The sequence below is a fragment of the Pseudomonas sp. ASL4 genome, assembly GCF_056680395.1.
The window spans coordinates 2,296,431-2,319,720 of the sequence record NZ_CM155280.1; the positions used below are offsets into that span (position 1 = coordinate 2,296,431).

The following is a 23,290-nucleotide window of genomic DNA, read 5'->3' on the forward strand; positions in this document are numbered from 1 at the left end:
TTGGAATGCGTACCCCTGTAGGAGCGAGGCTTGCCCGCGAAGGCGTCCTGAAAGGCGCCGACTAAACCTGAGGTTTGGCCGCTGGCTGCCACAAAATCTCGGCAATCCCCTGACGCTTGGCAATCAACCTTGCCACCACAAACAGCAAATCCGACAGCCGATTGATATACGCCAGGCCAACCCCGGCCAGCGGTTCAACGGCATTCAAATGCTGACAGCGCCGTTCCGCACTGCGGGCCAGGCTGCGACAGACGTGGGCCTGGGCAATCAACGCTGAACCGCCCGGCAGAATGAAATTCTCCAGCGGGCCCAACTCTTCATTCCAGACATCAATGGCTGCTTCCAGCCGCTCAATTTCCGCTGCGTTCAGCGCCTGATACACCGGCATCGCCAGTTCACCACCAAGGTCGAACAACCGATGCTGACACGGCGCCAATACCTCGATCACTTCAGTCAAACCCGGATACGCATCACTTTCCGCCGCCAACCCGGCCAACAACACGCCGACCTGACTGTTCAGCGTATCGACTTCCCCAATCGCCTCGATCCGCGGATGATCCTTGGGCACGCGGCGGCCATCGCCCAGGCCGGTTTCGCCTTTGTCGCCGGTGCGGGTGTAAATCTTCGACAAGCGAAAGCCCATGGTTACCTCGGTAGCTGATTGAGTTCTTGAGAGACGAGCGGGGTGCCCGCCAATGGCAGGCGCAAGGTAAAGCAGGTGCCTTGGCCGAGGGTCGACTGCACTTCCATCTGACCCTTGTGGTTGTTGGTGATGATGAAATACGACACCGACAGCCCAAGGCCGGTGCCCTGGCCGATTTCCTTGGTGGTGAAGAATGGTTCGAAGGTGCGTTTGCGCACGTTCTCGCTCATGCCGATGCCGTTGTCCTCGACCTGGATTTCGGCCCACGGCGGATTGAGCTTGGTGCGCAGGATTATCCGCCCCGGTTCGCTGTCATCTTCACGTTGATGAATGGCCTGGGCGGCGTTTTTCAGCAGGTTGAGCAGCACCTGTTCCAGTTCGTTGGCGGTGCCGGGCACCGGGCCCAGCGCCGGGTCGAACTGACGAATGATTGCCTGGCCCTTGAAGTCGAAGCCGATGGCCAGGTCAAAGTCATTGCCGGCGATGTCCACCGCTTGATCGATCAGCGCCGGCAGGTCGCACGGGGCCATTTGTCGGGTACTGCGACGGCTGAAGCTGAGCATGTGCGTGACGATCTTCGCGGCCCGTGCGCCGGCCTGTTGAATGCCGTCGAGCAACTGCGGCACTTCCCGGCCTTGCAGGTAGCGATTGACCACGTCCAGCTCGATCCCCAGTTGCTCGGCGGTTTCGAGGTTTTTCGGCAGTTCGGTAGACAAGCGTCGGCGGATGTTCTGCACGTTGTGCAGGATCGCGCCCAGCGGGTTGTTGATTTCGTGGGCCATACCGGCCGCGAGGCCACCGACCGAGAGCATTTTTTCCGACTGCACCATCATTTCTTCCAGGGACAAACGCTGGGTGATGTCATCGATCCGGATCACCACGCCGCGCCCGGCACCACCCATCAGCGGGTAGAAGGTCAGGGCGTAGTGCTTGGGTTCGTCGTCCTTGAACCAGGTCACCCGCTCGATCTTGGCCACGGTGTGCTGCTCGACGGTTTGCTTGAGTTGCGGCAGAAACGGCTTGAGCGGTTCGAACGCCAGGAAGATCGGCTGGTTCAGCGCTTCATCCAGCCGCGTACCGGACAGGGCGCTGGCCTCCTGATTCCATTGCGTGACGTAGAGCTGTTCGTCGAGGGCGATCAGCGCCGACGGCATGGAGTCGATGATGCTGTTGAGGTAGTTCTGGAAACCGGTGAGCTTCTTCTCGATCTTGCTCCGGACCTGGACTTCCAGTTCCAGCTTGCGGTTGGTGTGGCGGGTTTCTTCCGCGAGGCCCTGGGCCTGATCGTAAGCGGCCTGGGAGTCGTCCCGGGCGCGTTTGAGCTGCTGCTCCCGGGCTTCAATGCGCGAAAGCATGGTGTTGAACGCCTCGGCGAGGCTGCCGATTTCATCGTGGTTGCCCCGGGAAGCGCGCAAGGCGTAGTTCTCTTCGCGGGTGACCTGCCGGGACAGCTCTTCGAGTTCATGGATCGGCCGGGTAATCAGGCGTTTGATCTGCCGGGCGATCACCAGCCACAGCAGTACGCTGAAGATCAGAATCCCCAGGCTCGCGGTCAGGGTGCCGGTGTAGAACGCCATCGGCAGTTCGCTGCTGGCTACCAGTAGCAGGTGGCCAGGATCGGTGCCGGGGCGGGGCAGGGTGATGATTTGATTGCTGCGAAACTCCGTGGCTTGCCAGGCTTCGATGTGCTTGTAGCGCTCGGGCAGCTTGAGCTTGTCGCCATGCTGCAACTGGGCCAGGCGTTCGCCGTTGCCGTCGTAGAGCGCCGCGGCACGCAACGGTGAATAGCTGTTGAGTTCGTTGAGCAGGCGATCGGCGCTTTGTGGCGACTTCAATGCGTCGGACACCAGGCTCGGGTTGGAGATCAGTCTGCCGATGGTCTGCAAGGCCTGGGGCGCCATGCTTTCCTGGGAAATGTAATACGCGGCGCTGATAAAGGTCAGGTTGGCGACCAGCAGGACGGTGATCAACAGCACCAGCAGGGCGGCCAGCAGTTTCTGGCCGACGGGAAGGTTTTCGAGGCGCTGGCGCAGTGGCATCAGGTTCATCGCTGAAAAGGAACAAGTGGCCAGCGTAGCCGCTGCTCAGTCGCTGGGCAATCCAAGGCTGTGCAGATGAGCGATCAACCTCGACTCAAGCTGATTGAGGTGCGGCAGGTTCAACTGGTGCCGCGCCGCGACTTTGCAGACATGACCCAATAGATAGCTGATTTCGGTCCGGCGCTGATGGGCGACATCCTGATACATCGAGGAGTAATTGGCAGCGGTGGCCTGGATCACCCGCTCGACTTCCTGTTGCAGGAGTTCGGCGGCAGCCGGTTGGCCGCAACGCTCCAGTAAGTCGGTCAGTTCTGCGCAAAGGGTGGCGACTTCGCACTGGTGCTGCTGCAAACCGCCGTTACGGCAGTCGTGCAGCACAGTCAGCGGATTGATCGCACAGTTAAGCGCAAGCTTTCGCCACAGGCGGGTCAGGATCTCGGTGCTCCACTCGTGGGGAATCCCGGCGGCGCTCAAATCATCCAGCCAGATCGGCGCTACCGGATGACCGGCATCCCCCAGCCAGGTGTAACCATGACCGGCGAACACCACGCGCCAGTCGCCATCGCGAAACGCGCCTTCGGTGCTCGACGCACTGATGCAGCGCGCCTGTGGCACCCGCGCGGCAACGGCATCCTGACTGCCGAGGCCGTTCTGTAACAGAATCAGCTCGGCGCCAGAGGCCAAGCGCGGCGCCAGTCGGGCCACGGCTTTTTCGGCGTCGTAGGCTTTGCAGGCCACCAGCAGACGGCTGATCGGCTCACCGCCGTCGGGCGTTTCGCCGGGGATGTCATAGGTTTTTGCGACACCGTGTTCCACCAGCGTCAGACCGCCGGCCGCTTGATAGGACTGCAAGCGTTGCTCGTCACGCACGATCAGCCGGACCGCAACCCCGGCCCGCGCCAGACGGGTGGCCCACAACGTGCCGAGGCTGCCGGCGCCCAGAACATACCAGGTGGTGGACATCAGCTTTTTGCTCGGTTTGAGGCAGGCATGTGAGGCTCGCAGTATCGGTGGGGAAAGACCCGTTATAATGAGCCCGATTTTAACCGCAAGCCAAGCGCGCTCCATCGCTATCGAGCGCGCCTTTTTATTGGAGAAACTACATGCCGTCGTTCGACGTGGTATCCGAACTGGACAAACACGAAGTCACCAACGCGGTCGAGAACGCCGTCAAGGAACTCGATCGTCGTTATGACCTGAAAGGCAAGGGCACCTTTGAGTTCAAGGAAAAGGACCTGGCCGTCAACCTGACCGCTGAAGCTGATTTCCAGCTCGAAGCGATGATCGAGATCCTCAAGCTGGCCCTGGTCAAGCGCAAAATCGATGTGCAGTGCCTTGAAGTCAAAGACGCCTACGCGTCGGGCAAGCTGATGAAACAGGAAGCCGTTCTCAAGGAAGGCATCGACAAAGAGCTGGCGAAGAAAATTGTCGCTCACATCAAGGATGCCAAGCTCAAGGTCCAGGCCGCCATTCAGGGCGAGCAGGTACGTATTACCGGCAAGAAGCGTGACGATTTGCAGGAAGCCATTGCGGCCCTGCGCGCCAAGACGTTCGACATGCCGCTGCAGTTCAACAACTTCCGCGACTGACCTCGCAACGTGGGAACCTGTGGGAGCGGGCTTGCTCGCGAAGGGGCCGTATCAGTCAACATCACTGTTGAATGACACACCGCGTTCGTCGGAACGCCGCCCGGAGCAAGCCCGCTTCCACCTTGATAGTGCTTAACTCGGCGGGTTTTTTCTGCCGCTTATTTTTCGCGTGCCGGATGGCCGGAAATCAGGAGAAAGTAGATGGACTTGAATACTGAAGTGGACAATCTGGTCAAGGCGTCTCAAGCCTGGATTCCGATGATCATGGAATACGGCAGCCGCGTGTTGCTGGCAGTGATTACCCTGGCCATCGGCTGGTGGCTGATCAACAAGCTCACGCAAAAACTCGGCGGTTTGCTGGCACTGCGTAACGCTGACCTGGCGTTGCAGGGCTTCATCAGCAGCCTGGCCAACATCATTCTCAAAGTACTGCTGATTGTCAGCGTCGCCTCAATGATCGGTGTGGAAACCACCTCGTTCGTGGCAGCTATCGGTGCGGCCGGCCTGGCCATCGGTCTGGCTTTGCAGGGCAGCCTGGCGAACTTCGCTGGCGGCGTATTGATTCTGTTGTTCCGTCCGTTCCGCATTGGTGACTGGATCGAGGCTCAAGGCACAGCAGGTACTGTCGACAGCATTCAGATCTTTCATACGATCCTGCGTACGGGCGACAACAAGACCGTCATCGTGCCTAACGGTGTACTGTCCAACGGCATTATCACCAATACCAACCGTCAGCCGACTCGTAAAGTCGTGTTCGATGTAGGCGTGGACTACGAAGCGGACTTGCAGAAGGCCCGTGAGGTGTTGCTGGAACTGGCTAAAGACGAGCGAATCATGACCGAGCCTGCACCGCAGGCTGTTATTTCGACCCTCGGCGACAGTTCGATTACTGTTTCGCTGCGTGTTTGGGTCAAGACCGCGGACTACTGGGATGTGATGTTCCTGTTCAACGAACAATCCCGCAATCGTTTGAAGGCCGCTGGTATTAATATTCCGTTGCCACAGCGGGTTATTCGTGTGGTTCAGGAAGCGTCGGTGGATTGAGGTTGAGATCAATTAATGCCTGACTGGCGGGTCAGGCGTTATTGAGTAGCAAGCTAATCAATTAAGCGTAAACCGTAGACAATAAAAAGGCCCATCCGAAGATGGGCCTTTTTTATGCTGACAAACTTTAATCGATGACGATTAGAGGATGTTCAGTGGGTACTCGGTGATCAGGCGGAACTCGGAGATATCACCTTCGCCTTCAGCGGCGTTAGCAACGTGCCAAGACTGACGAATACGGAACGAAAGGTCTTTCGCCGGGCCTGTTTGAACTACGTACTTGGCTTCGACGTTGGTTTCGTGGTGTTTGCCATCTTTGCCATACAGACCAGCGTAAGAGGAACCTGCTGGAGTGTTGGTACCGTCGATGTCCCAACCTTTAACGTAACGGGTCATGAAGCTCAGACCAGGAACGCCGTACTCGGCCATTTTCAAGTCATAACGGACTTGAGCGGACTTTTCGCCAGGAGCGTTAAAGTCAGAGTACTGGATGGAGTTGGCGAGGAAGATCGAGTCGCCGCCACGGTTGTTTTTGCCCACGCCGATGTAGTCGAACGGAGTGTCACCGTTAACCTTCTGGAAAGCGAAGGTCAGGGTGTGTGCTTTCAGGAACGAGAAAGCAGCGGCCAGGGAGAAGGCGGTGTTGCTGATTTCGCCTGCTTTTGCACTGCCGGTATCGGTGGTGCGGTAGATGTTACCGTCCAGGTTAACCGACTGATCGCCACCCATCGGGATGGTGTAGTTCACGTTGGCGTAGTACTGGTTCCAGATGTCTTCCAGCTTGGCTGCATACAGCGACGCGGTCAGGTTGTCGTTGATGCCGTACTTGCCACCGAAGTAGTCGATGGAGTTGGCTTGCACGCCAGCGTAGGTAGCCCACAGATCGCCATCACGAGCGTTGCGGTCCTGGCTGGTGGCCGAGGTGAAGTGGCCGGCTTCCAGGTCAAGGTCTTTGACTTCGCTGCTCTGCAGTTGGAAACCGCTGGCAGTCTGAGGAAGTACACGGGAACCGCCAACAGCAAACACCGGAGCGGTGGATGGCTGCATGTCGCCGACTTTCAGCTCGGTTTTGGAAATGCGGAATTTAACAGCAGCGCCGGCTTTGCCTTGGCTGTCGTTGTTTTCGCCATTTGCGCTAGTGCTCAGGTTGCCCGAACCGGAGTACTTGTCGGAGCCGTCAAGTTTGACAGCCAGATAACCGAAAGCATCGATACCGACACCAACAGTGCCCTGGGTGTAACCCGAGCTGAAGTTGCCGAGGAAGCCTTGGGTCCAGTCTTTGTCGTCGACTGCGCCATTGGTCTTGTTACGGTTGTAGTAGTAGTTGCGAAGCAGCAGCTTAGCTGTGCTGTCTTCTACAAAGCCTTTGGCTTCGGACTGGTCGCTTACGAAAGGTGCGGCCGTTGCCAATTGAGTACTGGCTGCTGCTGCAACTGCCAGTGCGATCATGCTCCACTTCATCACGCGCATCGTGATTTGCTCCTTTGGTTTTAGAAGAGTACTGCCGTCCCACCTGTTTTATTATCTGGGCGGCTCTTTCTTTTTGTGTCGGCGCAAACTTATATCACGCCGACAATGTTGGCGATACTTGCGTATCTAACCTTTCAGCTTCTTTACGACCCTGTCGCAAACGGCTTGGTAGATGTCGCAAATTCACTGCCCCGACGCAACCGGATTGACAACTTTAGCGTTGTTTTTCTGGGTTTGAGCATCGGTAAAAAGAGTCCCTGGTGAAACGTTTGAATCTCCATCGGGCAACCCTGCCACTGTTTTTATTTGCCTTAAGGTTCCCACTTCCAGCGGGGCGCTTATAGGCGATATGGGTGTGAATGCAACAAGCGTGCTCAAATCAGCAATCCGCACCTGTTTTTTTCTGTAGGCCTGCTTGCTGCTGTAAAAACCTCATAAAACCGGGGGGTTCAAGTCCGTTTTGTTTGCACTTGACGCCATGGTTTGCATGGTGTTGCCACATCGTGCTCGTCGAGCGACCACAAAAAACGTTACCGGTTCACACCAAAAGTGAGTAATTGGCGCAACCTGACGCACTCAGCGTAGACGCGCTGTGCGGTTTTGGTGCAAAAAATTTTAATCGCTGTACCGAATTCACACAGTGCGCACGTTTAGGGCATGAAAACGTACGGTTATCAGTGGGTCATTCCAGCGTTTTTTTTGTGGGTATCGGTTCTGTAATGGTGCGCTCCAGTGAAAAATGTCTCATGTCGGGGCGCTCGTCCCGCGTGCTGAATGGACCGGTCGGCTATGAGTACGGTTCGTCGTGAAGCCCGGGGCATTCGCAGGTATGCTGCCGTCCTGTCGCTTGGCGCGCAGCCTCAGATGAGGGGCGCTAAGCTGAAAATGATGAAACCGGCGGGAGTGCGCACAGTGTTCGCTTTAGATCCACGACTTCAACAAGACACCTTACCGATCGGGGATTTCCCACTCTGCCGGTTGCTCTTGTCCAACGATTCGAACTACCCCTGGTTCATCCTGGTGCCACGCCGCGAGGATATCAGCGAGTTGTTTCAGTTAGATGTCGCAGATCAACAGCAGCTCTGGCAGGAAACCACCGCCCTGGCAGAGATGCTCAAGGACTCGTTCGACGCCGACAAGCTGAACGTTGCCGCGCTGGGTAACGTTGTCAGTCAACTGCATATGCATGTGATCGTGCGTAAGCGTGAAGACGCGGCGTGGCCAGCCCCGGTCTGGGGCAAGCACCCGGCCAAGCCCTACAGTGACGAACAGGTCGCGGTAATTCGCGAACGACTGCGTCTGGTCTTGACCGACAAATTCACGTTTCTGGAGGGCTGACACATGAGCCTGGAAGAGCGCGTCAACGACCTGGAAAGCCAATTGGCGTTCCAGGACGACACCATTCAGTCATTGAACGATATCCTGGTCACGCAACAACGGGTGGTCGAACGCCTGCAACTGCAAATGGCTGCTCTGCTGCGGCGTCAGGAGGAAATGGTCGGCCAGTTCGAATCCTCCGAAGAAGAGGCGCCCCCGCCGCACTACTGACTCAAAGGCATTGATTTCGCCGGCATTGAGTTCTCCGGCTAAAAGTCGACGCAATAAAAAACCGCGAACAGCCAGGCTGCTCGCGGTTTTTTTATCGCCTGGAATCAGCGACGGGGCAGTGCGGCAATCACATCTTCGGCTTGCAGGCCTTTGTCGCGATTCATCACGGAGAACTCCACGCGCTGGCCTTCGACCAGGACGCGGTGACCTTCGCCACGAATGGCCCGGAAGTGCACGAAAATATCATCGCCGGAGTCGCGGGAAATAAAGCCGAAGCCTTTGGAGGTGTTGAACCACTTGACGGTGCCGGTATCGCGGTTGCTCATGTCATAGCTTGGCGAAGAGGCGGCCGGTGACGATTTGTAGAAGCTGATTGCCAGGTGCAGGAGCACAGCGACCAGGGTAATGACCAGACTGAACAGCACCGCAGGTTGACCGGCGATAACCGGCATCGGTGCGATCAACGTCAGGGTTTGCAATACGACAGCCAGGACCAGCAGGGCGCTGACCAGGTTTTGCAGTTGATGGCGAGGACCTTTGTTCCAGTAAGGAATAACCGGAGCGAGGGTCAGGTTGAGCAGGCCGAAAAAGGCCAGGTAAAGCGCATCGGGTTGTTGCAGGTAAGGTACGGCTTCGGATCGCAGGCTAGGGATGAAGGACAGCAGCAAGGCTGCTGCGCCCATTAGCAGGTGGACGATTTTCAACATTTTGATTGACTCACGTTAAGACGGATCACAAGGAAGAGCTGATTGAGCACGGTTCGCTTCAGAACAATAAGAGGCGGTGGACACGCACCCGGTACCAGCCTATGCGCGACACCCCGAAAAATAGGGACATGGCGACACACTGCCTATTTAACAGCAAAGGCTGCGGCTACTCAAATCAGGGAGTCCGGCGGTGCCCCCACGGTCGATTTGTCGCAGGCCTGTCGGCCCTGCAAAGCAGCGGTGGGTCCATCGCCTTGCTACAGTGGTCCTGCACTTGTTCGATGAATTTCATCACCTTTAGGGGGTAAACATGGCAATTGATATCGGTATCAGTGAGGCGGATCGCAAGTCCATCGTCGACGGGCTGTCGCGCCTGCTCTCGGACACCTATGTGCTGTATTTGAAAACCCACAACTTCCACTGGAACGTCACGGGGCCGATGTTTCGGACCCTGCACTTGATGTTCGAAGAGCAATACACCGAACTGGCCCTGGCGGTCGATTCAATTGCCGAGCGAATCCGTGCCTTGGGCTTTCCTGCACCCGGTGCCTATTCGGTTTATGCGCGTCTGTCTTCTATTAAAGAAGAGGAGGGCGTACCCACTGCCGAAAACATGATCAAGCAACTGGTCGACGGCCAGGAAGCGGTGACCCGCACCGCACGCGGGATTTTCCCGTTGCTGGACAAAGTCAGTGACGAGCCAACGGCGGACTTGCTGACCCAGCGTATGCAGGTTCATGAGAAAACAGCGTGGATGCTGCGCTCGTTGCTGGATCAGTAATAACGTCGGTGCGCGGATGGCGCCGGGGGCGGCGTTGTCCGCGCAGCGTTTTTTTCCTCAGAAAAACACCGTGTCAGTTAAAGAAAACATGCCGGGTCATGTAGGAAATGGTCTGGCGTAGGACCGTGTCCATGATCCTCTCTCCGTTGTCTGCTTATCCTACGTTGATGGTCATAAAGTCATCTGGATATAACTTTGCGCCTGCGTTTTTATAAAGGCACAGGAGGTTGCTCTTATAGAAACCAGGGATGGCAAAGGAGTGTCAACGGTATGGTTTATGGAGAAAGTCGAGGCGAATGGAGGCTCGGCGAACAACAGGCAATAAAAATTGATCCGTTCGTCAGCGAGTTCGATATGGGGTTGGCCCGGCCTTTATCCCGATCGGTGCGCTTGAACGGTTTTGCGACCTGTCTGCGGCTAGAGCAGGTCTATTGGGAAATCCTGAGTGAAATGGCCACGCTCAATTGCTGCTCGATCAGTGCCCTGTTGTCCCACGTGGACCGCGAGGTTCATTTGCGTCACGGCGGGGTGAAGAATTTCACCGGGCTGGTACGTGTTGTCTGCGTTGTACACAGCCTTAAGTAGTGCGCGCCCCTCACCTGGCTCACCTGTGTGGTTGGCCAGAGTGGGCGGTGTGTCGGTCTGTGCAGTCTTACGGCTGCACAGGCTGCATTTAATGGATATAATCCCGCTCTTTGCCGCAAAACCCTGCGTATGCGGTAGCAATCTGATCGCCGAGACAACCCCCATGCCGATGTACGACTATCAATGTGCTTCCTGTGGTCATCAGTTGGAAGCCATTCAAAAGATCAGCGCAGCACCGCTGGTCGACTGCCCTGCGTGCCAGGCACCAGAGCTCAAGAAGATGCTGTCCATGCCGGGTTTCCGCCTCAGTGGCACCGGCTGGTACGAAACCGACTTCAAGACCGGTTCCAAGAAGAATCTGGCCGGCGGCGACAAAGCTGACTAAGGTCTGGAACCTGAGTTGAACGACACGAGTGAGTTCTTGCATCATCTGGCACCTTTATAAAGGGCTGGATGTACGCGAGGCCTCCAAACGAATTTCGATTACGAGAAGTGAAACCACTACCATGATGCGCAGCCATTATTGCGGCCAGCTGAACGAAGCCCTGGAAGGCCAGGAAATTACTCTTTGCGGTTGGGTACACCGTCGCCGTGACCACGGCGGGGTGATTTTCCTCGATATCCGTGATCGTGACGGTCTGGCCCAAGTGGTATTCGATCCGGACCGCGCCGAGAGCTTCGCCGCCGCCGATCGCGTGCGCAGCGAATACGTCGTGAAGATCACCGGCAAGGTTCGCCTGCGTCCGGCCGGTGCCACCAACGCCAACATGGCGTCGGGCATGATCGAAGTGCTGGGCTACGAGCTGGAAGTGCTGAACGAGTCGGAAACCCCGCCGTTCCCGCTCAACGAGTTCTCCGACGTTGGCGAAGAAACCCGCCTGCGCTATCGCTTCCTCGACCTGCGTCGCCCGGAAATGCTCGAGAAGCTGCGTCTGCGTTCGCGCATGACTACAAGCATCCGTCGCTTCCTGGACGAGAACGGCTTCCTCGACGTCGAGACGCCGATCCTGACCCGGGCTACCCCGGAAGGCGCGCGCGACTACCTGGTGCCGAGCCGTACTCACGCCGGTTCCTTCTTCGCCTTGCCGCAATCGCCACAGTTGTTCAAGCAACTGCTGATGGTTGCCGGCTTCGATCGTTACTACCAGATCGCCAAGTGCTTCCGTGACGAAGACCTGCGGGCTGACCGCCAGCCGGAATTCACCCAGATCGACATCGAGACCAGCTTCCTCGATGAAAAAGAGATCATGGGCATCACCGAGCAAATGATCCGCAACCTGTTCAAGGAAGTGCTGGATCTGGAATTCGGCGACTTCCCGCACATGACCTTCGAAGAAGCCATGCGCCGTTACGGTTCCGACAAGCCGGACCTGCGTAACCCGCTGGAACTGGTTGACGTTGCCGACCAACTGAAAGAAGTCGACTTCAAGGTGTTCAGCGGCCCTGCCAACGACCCGAAATGCCGCATTGCCGCCCTGCGCGTACCAGGCGCTGCGAGCATGCCGCGCAAGCAGATCGACGACTACACCAAGTTCGTCGGCATCTACGGTGCCAAGGGCCTGGCGTACATCAAGGTCAACGAGCGCGCTAAAGGCGTTGAAGGCCTGCAGTCGCCAATCGTCAAGAACATCCCTGAAGCCAACCTCAACGTGATCCTTGATCGTGTTGGCGCAGTTGACGGCGACATCGTGTTCTTCGGCGCCGACAAATCGAAGATCGTCAGCGAAGCCCTGGGTGCACTGCGGATCAAGGTCGGCAACGACCTGAACCTGCTGACCTGCAAGTGGGCGCCAATGTGGGTCGTCGACTTCCCGATGTTCGAAGAAAACGACGACGGCAGCTTCAGTGCCTTGCACCACCCGTTCACCGCGCCGAAGTGCACGCCGGAAGAACTGGAAGCCAACCCGGCGACCGCTCTGTCCCGTGCCTACGACATGGTCCTGAACGGCACCGAGCTGGGTGGCGGTTCGATCCGTATCCACCGCAAGGAAATGCAGCAGACGGTGTTCCGCCTGTTGGGTATCGAAGAAGCGGAACAGGAAGAGAAATTCGGCTTCCTGCTCGACGCCCTGAAATACGGCGCGCCGCCGCACGGTGGCCTGGCCTTCGGTCTGGACCGTTTGGTGATGCTGATGACCGGTGCCCAGTCGATCCGTGAAGTGATCGCGTTCCCTAAAACCCAGAGTGCTGCCGACGTGATGACGCAAGCACCGGGTGTGGTGGATGCCAAGGCATTGCGCGAACTGCACATTCGTCTGCGCGAAACGCCGAAGGCTGAGTAAGGCTGACCCTGAAGGCGCATCCTTATGGGATGCGCCTTTTTTATAGGTCGAGATTTTTTTGTTGCTGGCCGGCGCTCAATGCGCGGCGGGCAATGTTTCAAAGAGAATTCGGAGCGAGATATGGCGGGTCATTCCAAGTGGGCGAACATCAAGCACCGCAAAGAACGTCAGGATGCCAAGAAGGGCAAGATTTTCACCAAGTGGATTCGTGAGCTGACCGTTGCGGCCCGTCAGGGCGGCGGCGACCCAGGCTCCAACCCGCGTCTGCGTCTGGCGCTGGACAAGGCCCTTGGTGCAAACATGAGCCGCGACATCATTGATCGCGCGGTCGCTCGCGGTGCCGGTGCAGCCGATACCGACGACATGGTCGAACTCAGCTACGAAGGCTACGGCCCGGGTGGTGTGGCGGTGATGGTCGAGTGCATGACCGACAACCGTAACCGCACGGCAGCCGCTGTTCGCCATGCCTTCAGCAAGTGTGGCGGCAACCTTGGTACTGACGGTTCGGTGGCCTATCTGTTCGAACGCAAGGGGCAGATTTCCTTCGCGCCAGGCGTTGATGAAGACGCGCTGATGGAAGCGGCCATGGAAGCCGATGCCGATGACGTGGTCACCCACGAAGACGGCTCGATCGACGTGTTCACCTCGTTCGCTGGGTTCTACTCCGTGCGTAACGCGTTGGAAGCAGCCGGTTTCAAAGGCGATGACGCGGAAATCGTCATGCTGCCGACCACCAGTGCCGAACTGGACCTGGACGGCGCCGAGAAGGTCCTCAAGCTGATCGACATGCTGGAAGACCTGGATGACGTGCAGAACGTCTATTCCAACGCGGACATTCCGGAGTCGGTTGCCGCACAGCTGGGTTAAGGGCGACTAAGATCCAATGTGGGAGCGAGCTTGCTCGCGAATGCGGATTTTCAGGCAACATCGTTGCTGAATATGAAACCGCTTTCGCGAGCAGGCTCGCTCCCACATTTTATTTGGTGTATTGGATATCGTGCTTTTACTGAACCCGCAGGCGTTATGACTTTAATTCTTGGTATCGACCCCGGTTCGCGCATCACCGGTTATGGCGTGGTACGCGATACCGGGCGTGGCTGCGTTTACGTGGCGTCGGGTTGCATTCGCACGGGCTCCGGCGAGTTGCACGAGCGCCTGCAAATCGTCTATCGCGGTGTGCGGGAAGTCATCCAGACCTACGGCCCGGTGACCATGGGCATCGAAAAGGTCTTTATGGCGCGCAACGCCGACTCTGCACTGAAGCTTGGTCAGGCCCGCGGTGCCGCCATTGTTGCTGGCGCTGAAGAAAGCCTGGAAATTGCGGAATACACCGCGACCCAGGTCAAGCAGGCAGTGACCGGTACCGGCGCGGCGAATAAAGAGCAGGTCCAGATGATGGTCATGCACATGCTCAAGTTGACCAGCAAGCCGCAAATCGATGCCTCGGATGCCCTGGCCATCGCCATTTGTCACGCTCACACCCGTTCCAGCCTGCTGCCTCATGGCCTCGGCACGGCACGCAGTCGTGGCGGGCGCCTGCGTCTCTGATAGCATCAGCAATCATTTTTTATGGAATGAGGTTTTTTGCGCCTGTGTCGTCGGCGTAAAACCCTTGCTCTGTCAGTCGCTGGCCTCGGGCTGGCTAACGCTCAAGGATTTGAAACGTGATTGGACGCTTGCGCGGCACCCTGGCTGAGAAACAGCCGCCGCACCTGATTCTGGATGTAAATGGTCTGGGGTATGAGCTGGAAGTGCCCATGACCACGCTGTATCGCTTGCCGTCGGTCGGTGAACCGCTGACCTTGCACACCCATTTGGTCGTACGCGAAGACGCGCAGTTACTCTATGGCTTCTACGGCAAGCGTGAGCGAGACTTTTTTCGCGAGTTGATCCGTCTTAATGGTGTAGGGCCGAAATTGGCCCTGGCCTTGATGTCGAGCCTGGAAGTCGATGAGCTGGTGCGTTGCGTGCAGTCCCAGGACACCTCGGCGCTGACCAAAGTGCCGGGCGTGGGCAAGAAGACCGCCGAGCGTTTGCTGGTGGAACTCAAGGACCGCTTCAAGGCCTGGGAAACCGTGCCGGCGATGTTCGCCCTGGTGCCGAACCAGCCGGGTGGGCCGGATGCGCCGGCCCCGGTGGCCACCGCCGAAAATGACGCGGTCAGCGCGCTGATTTCCCTGGGCTACAAGCCGCAGGAGGCCAGCAAGGCGATTTCCGCGATCAAGGAGAAAGGTTTGAGCAGTGAAGACATGATTCGTCGTGCCCTGAAGGGAATGATTTAAGTGATTGAAGCTGATCGTCTGATCGCCGCCACACCTGGCCCCCGTGACCGCGAGGAAGTCCAGGACCGCGCGATTCGTCCCCTTAGCCTGGCCGAATACATTGGCCAGCCGACGGTTCGAGAGCAAATGGAGTTGTTCATCCAGGCTGCCCGTGGTCGCAACGAATCCCTGGATCACACACTGATCTTCGGCCCGCCGGGCCTGGGTAAAACCACGCTGGCCAACATCATCGCCCAGGAAATGGGCGTGTCGATCAAAAGCACCTCGGGCCCGGTACTTGAGCGCCCGGGTGACCTCGCCGCGCTGCTGACCAACCTTGAGCCTCACGACGTGCTGTTCATCGATGAAATTCATCGGCTGTCGCCGATCGTCGAGGAAGTGCTGTACCCGGCGATGGAAGATTTCCAGCTCGACATCATGATCGGCGAAGGGCCGGCCGCGCGTTCGATCAAGCTTGATCTGCCGCCGTTCACCCTGGTCGGTGCAACTACCCGTGCCGGCATGCTGACCAACCCATTGCGTGACCGTTTCGGGATCGTCCAGCGTCTGGAGTTCTACAGCACTGCGGACCTGGCGACGATTGTCAGCCGTTCGGCGAACATCCTTGGCTTGCCGCTGGACCCGGAGGGCGCCTTCGAAATCGCTCGCCGCGCCCGTGGCACCCCGCGAATCGCCAACCGTTTGCTGCGTCGGGTGCGGGATTTCGCCGAAGTTCGGGCCAAGGGCCACATCACCAAGCCGATTGCCGACCTGGCCCTGAACCTGCTGGATGTCGACGAACGTGGCTTCGATCACCAGGATCGACGCCTGCTGTTGACCATGATCGAGAAGTTCGACGGGGGGCCGGTCGGGGTCGACAGCCTGGCGGCGGCCATCAGTGAAGAGCGCCACACCATTGAAGACGTGCTGGAACCGTACCTGATCCAGCAGGGCTACATCATGCGAACACCGCGTGGGCGGGTGGTGACCCGGCACGCGTATCTGCATTTCGGTTTAAACATTCCGTCACGATTGGGCGAGATGCCCGTGGTAGACGAGTTTCTCGATGCAGTGGACGATTAATTAACGTTTGCGGGCTGATCGATTGAAGGTTTATGTGGTCCTAGGGGCTCAGATGACGAATCTTTCACTCGAAAGCCCAGCAACAATGAAAAACAGTTGCCTCGCCGGATTGGCAACCTGAGGAGTAAGCACTAGAGTATGCGCGCGCAAAACGGGCTTGAGCCGTTCGCACATCGTTGTCGCGTTTATTACGAGGACACCGATGCGGGCGGCATTGTGTATTACGTTAATTACCTCAAGTTTATGGAACGGGCTCGAACCGAGCGGCTCCGGGATCTGGGCTTTGCCCAATCGGCGCTGGCAGGGGAGGACCTGTTGTTCGTCGTGCATTCCAGCGAAGCGCGTTACCACGCGCCGGCGCGACTGGACGACGAGCTGTTGGTAAGCGCTGAAGTAATCGAATTGAACCGTGTCAGCCTGCGCTTTAAACAGCAGGTCAGGCGGGCTACGGATAATGTGCTGCTCTGCGAAGGGCAGTTTTTGGTGGCCTGTGTGCGCACTAATAGTTTGAAACCCCGGGCCATTCCCGAAGCTCTACGTGCGGCCTTTGCCGGCGAGAGCGGCGCGGGTACACACTCAAAGCAGGAGATAAAGCGTGGAAGCTAACGTCGTCGACCATTCCTCCATGTGGAGCCTGGTCAGCAATGCCAGCGTCGTGGTGCAGTTGGTAATGCTGATTCTGGTAGCCGCATCGGTGACCTCATGGATCATGATCTTTCAGCGCAGCAATCTGATACGCGCTGGTCGACGTGCCCTGGAGAGCTTTGAAGAGCGCTTCTGGTCGGGTATCGATTTGTCCAAGCTCTACCGTCAGGCCGGCAGCAACCCTGATCCGGATTCGGGCGTCGAGCAAATCTTTCGTGCCGGCTTCAAGGAATTCTCCCGTCTGCGCCAGCAGCCAGGCGTTGACCCGGAAGCGGTCATGGAAGGCGTGGCCCGTGCCATGCGCGTGGCCATTTCCCGCGAAGAAGAAAAGCTCGAGCAGAGCCTGCCGTTCCTCGCCACCGTCGGTTCGGTCAGCCCGTACATCGGTCTGTTCGGCACGGTCTGGGGCATCATGAACTCCTTCCGTGGCCTGGCAACTGCCCAGCAGGCGACCCTGGCCACCGTGGCCCCGGGTATCGCCGAAGCACTGGTGGCCACCGCCATCGGCCTGTTTGCAGCTATCCCAGCGGTAATTGCTTACAACCGTTTTGCTGCTCGCAGCGAAACCCTGCTGAGCCGCTACTACACCTTCGCCGATGAATTCCAGGCGATCCTGCACCGCAAAGTGCACACCAGCGAAGAATAAGCAGGTAATTTCCAATGGCTTTAATCGCTCGAGCTCGCAAAAAGCGCAAGCCGGTTGCCGAGATGAACGTAGTGCCTTACATCGACGTGATGTTGGTACTGCTGGTCATCTTCATGGTGACCGCGCCGATGCTCAATCAGGGCGTGAAAGTTGATCTGCCCAAGGTTTCCAGCGAAGCCTTGCCGCAGGACAACAACACCCAGGTCCTGACCATTTCGATCAAGGCTGACAAGACCTACTACTGGAACCTTGGCAGCGAAGTCGACACCGATAAGCAGCAGGACAAGGCCATGACCTTGCCGCAGATGACCAGCGCAGTGACCAAAATCATCAGCGCCGGCAACGAAAACGGCAAGCACACCCAAGTCTTCATTCGTGGCGACAAGACCGTCGACTACGGTTCGGTCATGGGCGCCATGGGCGGGTTGCAGAAGGCCGGAGTCGGTAATGTTGGCTTGATTACCGAGGCGCCCTGATGCAGCAACAACGAGAGCCAACAGCCTCGGAAAGCTACTTCTGGCCTAGTGTCTGGGCGATTGGCTTGCACGTGCTGGTTTTCGGCATGCTGTTCGTCAGTTTCGCCATGACGCCTGAGTTGCCGCCGGCCAAGCCGATTGTCCAGGCGACCCTGTACCAGCTGAAATCGAAAAGTCGGGCGACCACCCAGACCAATCAGAAGATTGCGGGTGAAGCGCAGAAATCTGCTGCGCGTCAGACCGAAGTCGAACAGATGGAACAAAAGAAGGTCGAGCAGGAAGCGGTGAAGGCTGCGGAACAAAAGAAAGAAGAAGCGGCTCAAAAAGCCGAGGAAGCCAAAAAGGCCGACGAGTCGAAGAAGTCTGAGGAAGCGAAAAAGGCTGATGAAGCCAAAAAAGCCGACGAAGCGAAGAAGACCGCCGAAGCCAAGAAGGTCGAAGAGAAACAATTGGCTGATATAGCCAAGAAGAAGTCTGAAGAAGAAGCCAAGAAGGCTGCTGAAGAAGAGGCCAAGAAAGCGGCCGCTGAAGAAGCGAAGAAAAAGATCGTCGAAGACGCGAAGAAGAAAGCCGCGGACGACGCCAAGAAGAAAGCTGAAGCTGAAGAGGCGAAGAAGAAAGTCGCCGACGAAGCGAAGAAGAAAGCTGCTGCCGATGCTGCGAAGAAGAAATCGCAGGATGCGGCACGTAAATCTACCGAAGATAAAAAGGCCCAGGCCTTGGCAGATTTGCTTTCCGACACGCCGCAGCGTCAGCAGGCGTTGGCCGATGAGCAGGGTGACGAAGTCGCCGGCAGTTTCGATGATTTGATTCGTGCTCGTGCAGCAGAAGGCTGGGCTCGTCCTCCTTCGGCACGCAAAGGCATGACGGTCGTGTTGCAAATCGGCATGTTGCCGGACGGTACGGTGACTTCGGTCAGTATTGCCAAGTCCAGTGGCGATGGTCCGTTCGACTCGTCGGCTGTGGCAGCGGTGAAGAATATTGGACGTTTGACAGAAATGCAGGGAATGAAGCCGAGCGATTTTGCTCCGTATCGTTCATTCAAGATGACATTCACACCTGAGGATCTAGCCTTGTGAGAAACCTTCTTCGAGGAATGCTTGTCGTTATCTGCTGCCTGGCAGGGATGGCGGTAGCAGACGAAAAAAACATTCTGGTCACCAGCGGCAGTGATCGGGCTACCCCGATTGCGGTAGTGCCGTTCGGTTTCCAGGGCGGCACTGTGCTGCCGGACGACATGGCCGAAATCATTGGCAATGACCTGCGCAACTCGGGCTATTACTCGCCGATTCCAAAGCAGCAGATGATCAGCCAGCCGAGCCAGGCCAGCGAAATCATTTTCCGTGACTGGAAGGCGATCAGCGCCCAGTACATCATGGTCGGCAGCATTGTTCCGGCGGGCGGTCGCCTGCAGGTTCAGTACGCATTGTTCAACGTCGCCACCGAGCAGCAAGTGCTGACCGGCAGCGTGTCGGGCAGCGTCGATCAACTGCGCGACATGGCGCACTACATCGCTGACCAGTCGTTCGAAAAACTCACCGGTATTAAAGGTGCGTTCTCGACACGCCTGCTGTACGTGACAGCCGAGCGTTTCTCTGAGAAGAACACGCGCTACACGCTGCAACGTTCGGACTATGACGGTGCCCGCGCCGTGACCCTGCTGCAATCGCGCGAGCCAATCCTGTCGCCGCGTTTCGCACCGGACGGCAAGCGTATCGCCTATGTATCGTTCGAGCAGAAGCGTCCGCGTATCTTCATGCAGAACATCGACACCGGTCGCCGTGAGCAGATCACCAACTTCGAAGGCCTGAATGGCGCGCCAGCCTGGTCGCCGGATGGCAATCGCCTGGCATTCGTACTGTCGAAAGACGGCAACCCGGACATCTATGTGATGAACCTGGGTTCGCGTCAGATCACTCGCGTCACCAACGGTCCCGGCATCAATACCGAACCGTTCTGGGGTAAGGATGGTTCGACCATCTACTTCACCTCCGACCGTGGCGGCAAGCCACAAATCTACAAAACCAGCGTCGGTGGTGGCGGTGCGGAACGTGTGACCTTCATTGGTAACTACAACGCCAACCCTAAGCTTTCGGCTGATGAAAAGACCCTGGTGATGATTCACCGCCAGGATGGCTTCACTAATTTCAAGGTGGCGGCCCAGGATTTGCAGCGCGGAAGCGTAAAAATCCTCACTGATAGCACTCTGGACGAGTCGCCTACTGTTGCGCCCAACGGCACCATGGTAATCTACGCCACCCGCCAGCAGGGCCGGGGAGTCTTGATGCTCGTGTCCATTAATGGACGCGTAAGGCTCCCGCTTCCTACCGCACAAGGCGAAGTCAGAGAACCTTCCTGGTCCCCTTACCTGAACTGACGCGGCGCTACACGTTTTACTTAACACACTGGGGTTCATTAGGAGTTTCACGATGGAAATGCTGAAGTTTGGTAAATTTGCTGCGCTGGCTCTGGCCATGGCTGTAGCTGTAGGTTGCTCGTCCAAAGGCGGCGACAATGCCGGTCAAGGCGCTGTCGATCCAAACGCTGGTTACGGCGCTAACACTGGTGCTGTTGATGGCTCCCTGAGCGAAGAAGCTGCTCTGCGCGCAATCACCACCTTCTACTTCGAATACGACAGCTCGGACCTGAAGCCAGAAGCCATGCGCTCCCTGGATATTCACGCCAAAGACCTGAAAGCAAACGGCGCTCGCGTTGTTCTGGAAGGCAACACCGACGAACGTGGTACTCGTGAGTACAACATGGCACTGGGCGAGCGTCGTGCGAAAGCCGTTCAGCGCTACCTGGTACTGCAAGGTGTTTCCCCAGCTCAGCTGGAACTGGTTTCCTACGGCGAAGAGCGTCCAGTTGCTACCGGCAACGACGAGCAGTCCTGGGCTCAAAACCGTCGCGTCGAACTGCGTAAGTAATTCGTCATGCGAACGTGCCGTCGTGCTGTAACTGTTTTGGCTCTCAGCCTCGCACCGCTTGCGGTGTGGGCTGCGGTTCCTGTGGTCGATGACAACTCCGGTTATAACAATAGCGGGAGCAGTTATCCGCCTGCGGGTTACGGTACGAACGGCGCCTATGCCGGGGGAGGGGTTTCGGCCCCTGTCTCGGCACAGGGCGAGCTGTTCAACCAACTGCAATCGATGCAGGAGCAGATCTCGCGCCAACAGGGTGTGATCGAAGTTCTGCAAAATGATGTAGCGCGCATGAAGCAAGAAAACCTGGAGCGATACCAGGATCTTGATCGGCGCATAGGAACCGGCGTTGCACCAGCCGCGACTCCTGATAATTCTTCCACCGGTGGCAATTTGAATGCCCCTGGTGCAGCAGCCGCTGCAGGCGCTGGTGCGGGAGCGGTAGCCGCTCAAGCCCCTGCCGCCAGCAGTGAACCGGGTGATCCGGCGAAGGAAAAACTGTATTACGATGCAGCCTTCGACTTGATCAAAGCCAAGGATTTCGACAAGGCCAGCCAGGCTTTTACCGCTTTCCTGCGCAAATACCCGAACAGCCAATACGCGGGCAATGCCCAGTACTGGTTGGGCGAAGTCAATTTGGCCAAAGGCGATCTGCAAGGTGCAGGTCAGGCGTTTGCCAAGGTTTCGCAGCTGTACCCCAAGCACGCCAAAGTGCCTGATTCGCTGTACAAGCTGGCTGATGTAGAGCGCCGCCTGGGTCACACCGACAAGGTAAAAGGCATTCTGCAGCAGGTGGTGTCCCAATATCCGGGCACTTCCGCCGCTCAGTTGGCTCAACGCGATCTGCAACGCATGTAAGGTTGCTTGACTGATCTTGAAGAAACCCGCGCTTGTCGCGGGTTTTTTCGTTAGAATTCATGCCCTTTTTCTGAAACACGCTTTTTGGGATTCGCGCGTTGGCGGGGTTCCTTGAAGAGCCTGACGGAGGCGGACAGCCTGTTTAGCTGTTACGCCCGTGGCGACTATGCAAGACACATTGAGAATCACCGAAGTTTTTTACTCGTTGCAGGGTGAAACGCGGACTGCCGGGCTGCCCACTGTTTTTGTGCGCCTGACCGGTTGCCCATTGCGTTGCCAATACTGCGACAGCGCCTACGCGTTCACGGGCGGCACCATTCGCCCCCTCGACGATATCCTCGAGCAAGTGGCCGGTTTTCGTCCGCGTTATGTGTGTGTCACCGGCGGCGAGCCGTTGGCGCAACCCAATGCCATCCCATTGCTCAAGCAGTTGTGCGACGCCGGTTACGAAGTGTCACTGGAAACCAGTGGTGCTCTCGACATCTCGGCAGTAGATTCCCGTGTCAGTCGCGTCGTCGACCTGAAAACACCGGGTTCGAAAGAAGCGCACCGCAACCGTTATGAGAACATCGAACTGCTGACGCCCAACGACCAGGTGAAGTTTGTCATCTGCTCGCGGGAAGACTATGACTGGGCCGTGTCCAAGCTGATCCAGTACGGTCTTGATCGACGTGCCGGCGAAGTCCTGTTCTCGCCAAGTCACCATGACCTCAATGCTCGGGATCTGGCTGACTGGGTGGTGGCGGACAACCTGCCAGTGCGTCTGCAATTGCAACTGCATAAATATCTTTGGAATGACGAGCCGGGGCGCTGATATGACTGAACCACTGAACACTACCGAAAAACGTGCGGTGATCCTGCTGTCCGGCGGCCTCGACTCGGCGACGGTCGTGGCCATGGCCCGTGCTGAAGGCTATAGCTGCTACACCATGAGCTTTGACTACGGCCAGCGTTCCCACGCCGAATTGCACGCGGCCGCACGGGTTGCCCGTGATTTGGGTGTGGTCGAACACAAGGTGATCGGTATTAACCTCAATGGCATTGGCGGTTCTGCGCTGACCGACAACAGTATCGATATCCCGGAAACTCTGGGTGAAGGTATCCCGGTGACGTATGTGCCGGCGCGCAACACGGTGTTTCTATCTCTCGCGTTGGGCTGGGCTGAAGTGCTGGGCGCCCGCGACATCTTTATTGGTGTGAACGCCGTGGACTACTCCGGTTACCCGGACTGCCGTCCCGAGTTCATCGAGTCCTTCGAGCGCATGGCCAACCTGGCGACCAAGGCCGGTGTCGAAGGCAACGGTTTCCGCATCCAGGCCCCGCTGCAAAACCTGAGCAAGGCGCAGATCGTCGAGGCGGGCGTGAAGCTGGGCGTCGATTACGGGCTGACCGTTTCCTGCTATCAGGCCGACGATAAAGGCTATGCGTGCGGCAAATGCGACAGCTGCCGCCTGCGTGCAGAAGGCTTCGCGGCGGCCGGAATCAGTGACCCAACACCTTATTTCTGATTTATTTCAAATTAGGTGTTGAATAGTCCTTAAAAATCAGTATTATACGCGCCACCACACAGCGGGTCGTTAGCTCAGTTGGTAGAGCAGTTGGCTTTTAACCAATTGGTCGTAGGTTCGAATCCCACACGACCCACCATTTTTATAGCAGTTTAGAAAATCCGGAAGGCCCACGAAAGTGAGGATTTCCGGGTTTTTTTTTGT

At 57.5% G+C, this 23,290-nt stretch carries 26 protein-coding genes and 1 tRNA gene; 22 read left to right on the plus strand and 5 right to left on the minus strand.

Annotation, left to right across the window (positions count from 1 at the left end; all coding sequences use genetic code 11):
• Nucleotides 1–61: 61 nt before the first annotated feature.
• From AC1MEW_RS10335 to AC1MEW_RS10345, 3 genes are read right to left on the minus strand one after another with little or no spacing between them, the layout of a single operon-like run.
• The gene (locus AC1MEW_RS10335; RefSeq protein ID WP_322269460.1) at nucleotides 62–643 is read right to left on the minus strand and encodes a cob(I)yrinic acid a,c-diamide adenosyltransferase; all 582 of its coding nucleotides are present in this window, start codon (nucleotides 641–643) and stop codon (nucleotides 62–64) included.
• A 2-nt stretch (nucleotides 644–645) separates the two neighbouring features.
• Entirely contained in the window at nucleotides 646–2,682 is a 2,037-nt protein-coding gene (locus AC1MEW_RS10340; RefSeq protein ID WP_323570481.1) for a sensor histidine kinase, read from the minus strand.
• 45 nt (nucleotides 2,683–2,727) lie between these two features.
• Entirely contained in the window at nucleotides 2,728–3,645 is a 918-nt protein-coding gene (locus AC1MEW_RS10345; RefSeq protein WP_201206177.1) for a putative 2-dehydropantoate 2-reductase, read from the minus strand.
• 140 nt (nucleotides 3,646–3,785) lie between these two features.
• On the opposite strand from AC1MEW_RS10345, the gene AC1MEW_RS10350 reads away from it, so the two are divergent.
• The gene (locus tag AC1MEW_RS10350) at nucleotides 3,786–4,271 is read left to right on the plus strand and encodes a YajQ family cyclic di-GMP-binding protein (RefSeq protein ID WP_201206175.1); all 486 of its coding nucleotides are present in this window, start codon (nucleotides 3,786–3,788) and stop codon (nucleotides 4,269–4,271) included.
• Between the two features lie 201 nt (nucleotides 4,272–4,472).
• A complete protein-coding gene (locus tag AC1MEW_RS10355; protein WP_322269457.1) occupies nucleotides 4,473–5,315 on the plus strand; it encodes a mechanosensitive ion channel family protein in 843 nt (280 codons plus the stop codon).
• 141 nt (nucleotides 5,316–5,456) lie between these two features.
• Here the strand turns inward: AC1MEW_RS10355 and AC1MEW_RS10360 are convergent, their stop codons facing one another.
• On the minus strand, nucleotides 5,457–6,785 hold the full coding sequence (locus tag AC1MEW_RS10360; RefSeq protein WP_322269456.1) for an OprD family porin: 1,329 nt from the start codon (nucleotides 6,783–6,785) through the stop codon (nucleotides 5,457–5,459).
• A gap of 912 nt (nucleotides 6,786–7,697) precedes the next feature.
• Between AC1MEW_RS10360 and AC1MEW_RS10365 the strand changes: the two genes are divergently transcribed.
• Both AC1MEW_RS10365 and AC1MEW_RS10370 read left to right on the plus strand, forming a co-directional pair.
• A complete protein-coding gene (locus tag AC1MEW_RS10365; protein WP_201194079.1) occupies nucleotides 7,698–8,123 on the plus strand; it encodes an HIT family protein in 426 nt (141 codons plus the stop codon).
• Nucleotides 8,124–8,126: 3 nt separating this feature from the next.
• Nucleotides 8,127–8,333 (plus strand): SlyX family protein, encoded by a 207-nt coding sequence (locus AC1MEW_RS10370; RefSeq protein WP_123598145.1) that lies wholly within the window; start codon nucleotides 8,127–8,129, stop codon nucleotides 8,331–8,333.
• A gap of 104 nt (nucleotides 8,334–8,437) precedes the next feature.
• On the opposite strand, the gene AC1MEW_RS10375 is transcribed toward AC1MEW_RS10370, so the two are convergent.
• Nucleotides 8,438–9,040 (minus strand): cold-shock protein, encoded by a 603-nt coding sequence (locus AC1MEW_RS10375; RefSeq protein WP_201206169.1) that lies wholly within the window; start codon nucleotides 9,038–9,040, stop codon nucleotides 8,438–8,440.
• A gap of 310 nt (nucleotides 9,041–9,350) precedes the next feature.
• On the opposite strand from AC1MEW_RS10375, the gene AC1MEW_RS10380 reads away from it, so the two are divergent.
• From AC1MEW_RS10380 to AC1MEW_RS10465, 18 genes are all read left to right on the plus strand, one after another.
• Nucleotides 9,351–9,821, plus strand: coding sequence for a Dps family protein (locus AC1MEW_RS10380; RefSeq protein ID WP_201206166.1), 471 nt, complete (start codon nucleotides 9,351–9,353; stop codon nucleotides 9,819–9,821).
• A gap of 270 nt (nucleotides 9,822–10,091) precedes the next feature.
• Nucleotides 10,092–10,406, plus strand: coding sequence for a ribbon-helix-helix domain-containing protein (locus tag AC1MEW_RS10385; RefSeq protein WP_201206164.1), 315 nt, complete (start codon nucleotides 10,092–10,094; stop codon nucleotides 10,404–10,406).
• Nucleotides 10,407–10,569: 163 nt separating this feature from the next.
• Nucleotides 10,570–10,791 carry an FmdB family zinc ribbon protein gene (locus AC1MEW_RS10390; protein WP_010457489.1) on the plus strand — a complete coding sequence of 74 codons (222 nt, stop codon included), beginning with the start codon at nucleotides 10,570–10,572 and terminating at the stop codon, nucleotides 10,789–10,791.
• 121 nt (nucleotides 10,792–10,912) lie between these two features.
• Nucleotides 10,913–12,688, plus strand: coding sequence for an aspartate--tRNA ligase (aspS, locus tag AC1MEW_RS10395; RefSeq protein ID WP_201206162.1), 1,776 nt, complete (start codon nucleotides 10,913–10,915; stop codon nucleotides 12,686–12,688).
• 120 nt (nucleotides 12,689–12,808) lie between these two features.
• Entirely contained in the window at nucleotides 12,809–13,555 is a 747-nt protein-coding gene (locus tag AC1MEW_RS10400) for a YebC/PmpR family DNA-binding transcriptional regulator (RefSeq protein ID WP_046049662.1), read from the plus strand.
• A 156-nt stretch (nucleotides 13,556–13,711) separates the two neighbouring features.
• Nucleotides 13,712–14,236 carry a crossover junction endodeoxyribonuclease RuvC gene (gene ruvC, locus AC1MEW_RS10405; RefSeq protein ID WP_008147379.1) on the plus strand — a complete coding sequence of 175 codons (525 nt, stop codon included), beginning with the start codon at nucleotides 13,712–13,714 and terminating at the stop codon, nucleotides 14,234–14,236.
• A gap of 116 nt (nucleotides 14,237–14,352) precedes the next feature.
• Nucleotides 14,353–14,970, plus strand: a complete 618-nt coding sequence (gene ruvA, locus AC1MEW_RS10410; RefSeq protein ID WP_090187430.1) for a Holliday junction branch migration protein RuvA — start codon at nucleotides 14,353–14,355, stop codon at nucleotides 14,968–14,970.
• The gene (ruvB, locus tag AC1MEW_RS10415) at nucleotides 14,971–16,032 is read left to right on the plus strand and encodes a Holliday junction branch migration DNA helicase RuvB (RefSeq protein WP_201194072.1); all 1,062 of its coding nucleotides are present in this window, start codon (nucleotides 14,971–14,973) and stop codon (nucleotides 16,030–16,032) included.
• Nucleotides 16,033–16,170: 138 nt separating this feature from the next.
• A complete protein-coding gene (ybgC, locus tag AC1MEW_RS10420; RefSeq protein WP_201194070.1) occupies nucleotides 16,171–16,638 on the plus strand; it encodes a tol-pal system-associated acyl-CoA thioesterase in 468 nt (155 codons plus the stop codon).
• On the plus strand, nucleotides 16,628–17,323 hold the full coding sequence (gene tolQ / locus AC1MEW_RS10425) for a protein TolQ (RefSeq protein ID WP_201194068.1): 696 nt from the start codon (nucleotides 16,628–16,630) through the stop codon (nucleotides 17,321–17,323). The genes ybgC and tolQ overlap by 11 nt, the downstream gene beginning before the upstream one ends.
• Nucleotides 17,324–17,346: 23 nt before the next feature.
• Nucleotides 17,347–17,799: a protein TolR gene (tolR, locus tag AC1MEW_RS10430; RefSeq protein ID WP_201206765.1), complete on the plus strand. Its 453-nt coding sequence runs from the start codon at nucleotides 17,347–17,349 to the stop codon at nucleotides 17,797–17,799.
• Nucleotides 17,799–18,878, plus strand: coding sequence for a cell envelope integrity protein TolA (gene tolA, locus AC1MEW_RS10435; protein ID WP_201206160.1), 1,080 nt, complete (start codon nucleotides 17,799–17,801; stop codon nucleotides 18,876–18,878). Before tolR ends, tolA begins: the two co-directional genes overlap by 1 nt.
• Nucleotides 18,879–18,925: 47 nt before the next feature.
• Nucleotides 18,926–20,176: a Tol-Pal system beta propeller repeat protein TolB gene (gene tolB / locus AC1MEW_RS10440; RefSeq protein ID WP_416195313.1), complete on the plus strand. Its 1,251-nt coding sequence runs from the start codon at nucleotides 18,926–18,928 to the stop codon at nucleotides 20,174–20,176.
• A 52-nt stretch (nucleotides 20,177–20,228) separates the two neighbouring features.
• Nucleotides 20,229–20,726, plus strand: a complete 498-nt coding sequence (gene pal / locus AC1MEW_RS10445; RefSeq protein ID WP_201206155.1) for a peptidoglycan-associated lipoprotein Pal — start codon at nucleotides 20,229–20,231, stop codon at nucleotides 20,724–20,726.
• Between the two features lie 6 nt (nucleotides 20,727–20,732).
• Nucleotides 20,733–21,578 carry a tol-pal system protein YbgF gene (gene ybgF, locus AC1MEW_RS10450; RefSeq protein WP_201206153.1) on the plus strand — a complete coding sequence of 282 codons (846 nt, stop codon included), beginning with the start codon at nucleotides 20,733–20,735 and terminating at the stop codon, nucleotides 21,576–21,578.
• A 166-nt stretch (nucleotides 21,579–21,744) separates the two neighbouring features.
• Entirely contained in the window at nucleotides 21,745–22,392 is a 648-nt protein-coding gene (gene queE / locus AC1MEW_RS10455) for a 7-carboxy-7-deazaguanine synthase QueE (RefSeq protein WP_046032066.1), read from the plus strand.
• Nucleotide 22,393: 1 nt separating this feature from the next.
• Nucleotides 22,394–23,086, plus strand: a complete 693-nt coding sequence (gene queC / locus AC1MEW_RS10460) for a 7-cyano-7-deazaguanine synthase QueC (protein WP_201206150.1) — start codon at nucleotides 22,394–22,396, stop codon at nucleotides 23,084–23,086.
• Nucleotides 23,087–23,149: 63 nt separating this feature from the next.
• Nucleotides 23,150–23,225 (plus strand) — tRNA-Lys (locus AC1MEW_RS10465).
• Nucleotides 23,226–23,290: the final 65 nt, after the last annotated feature.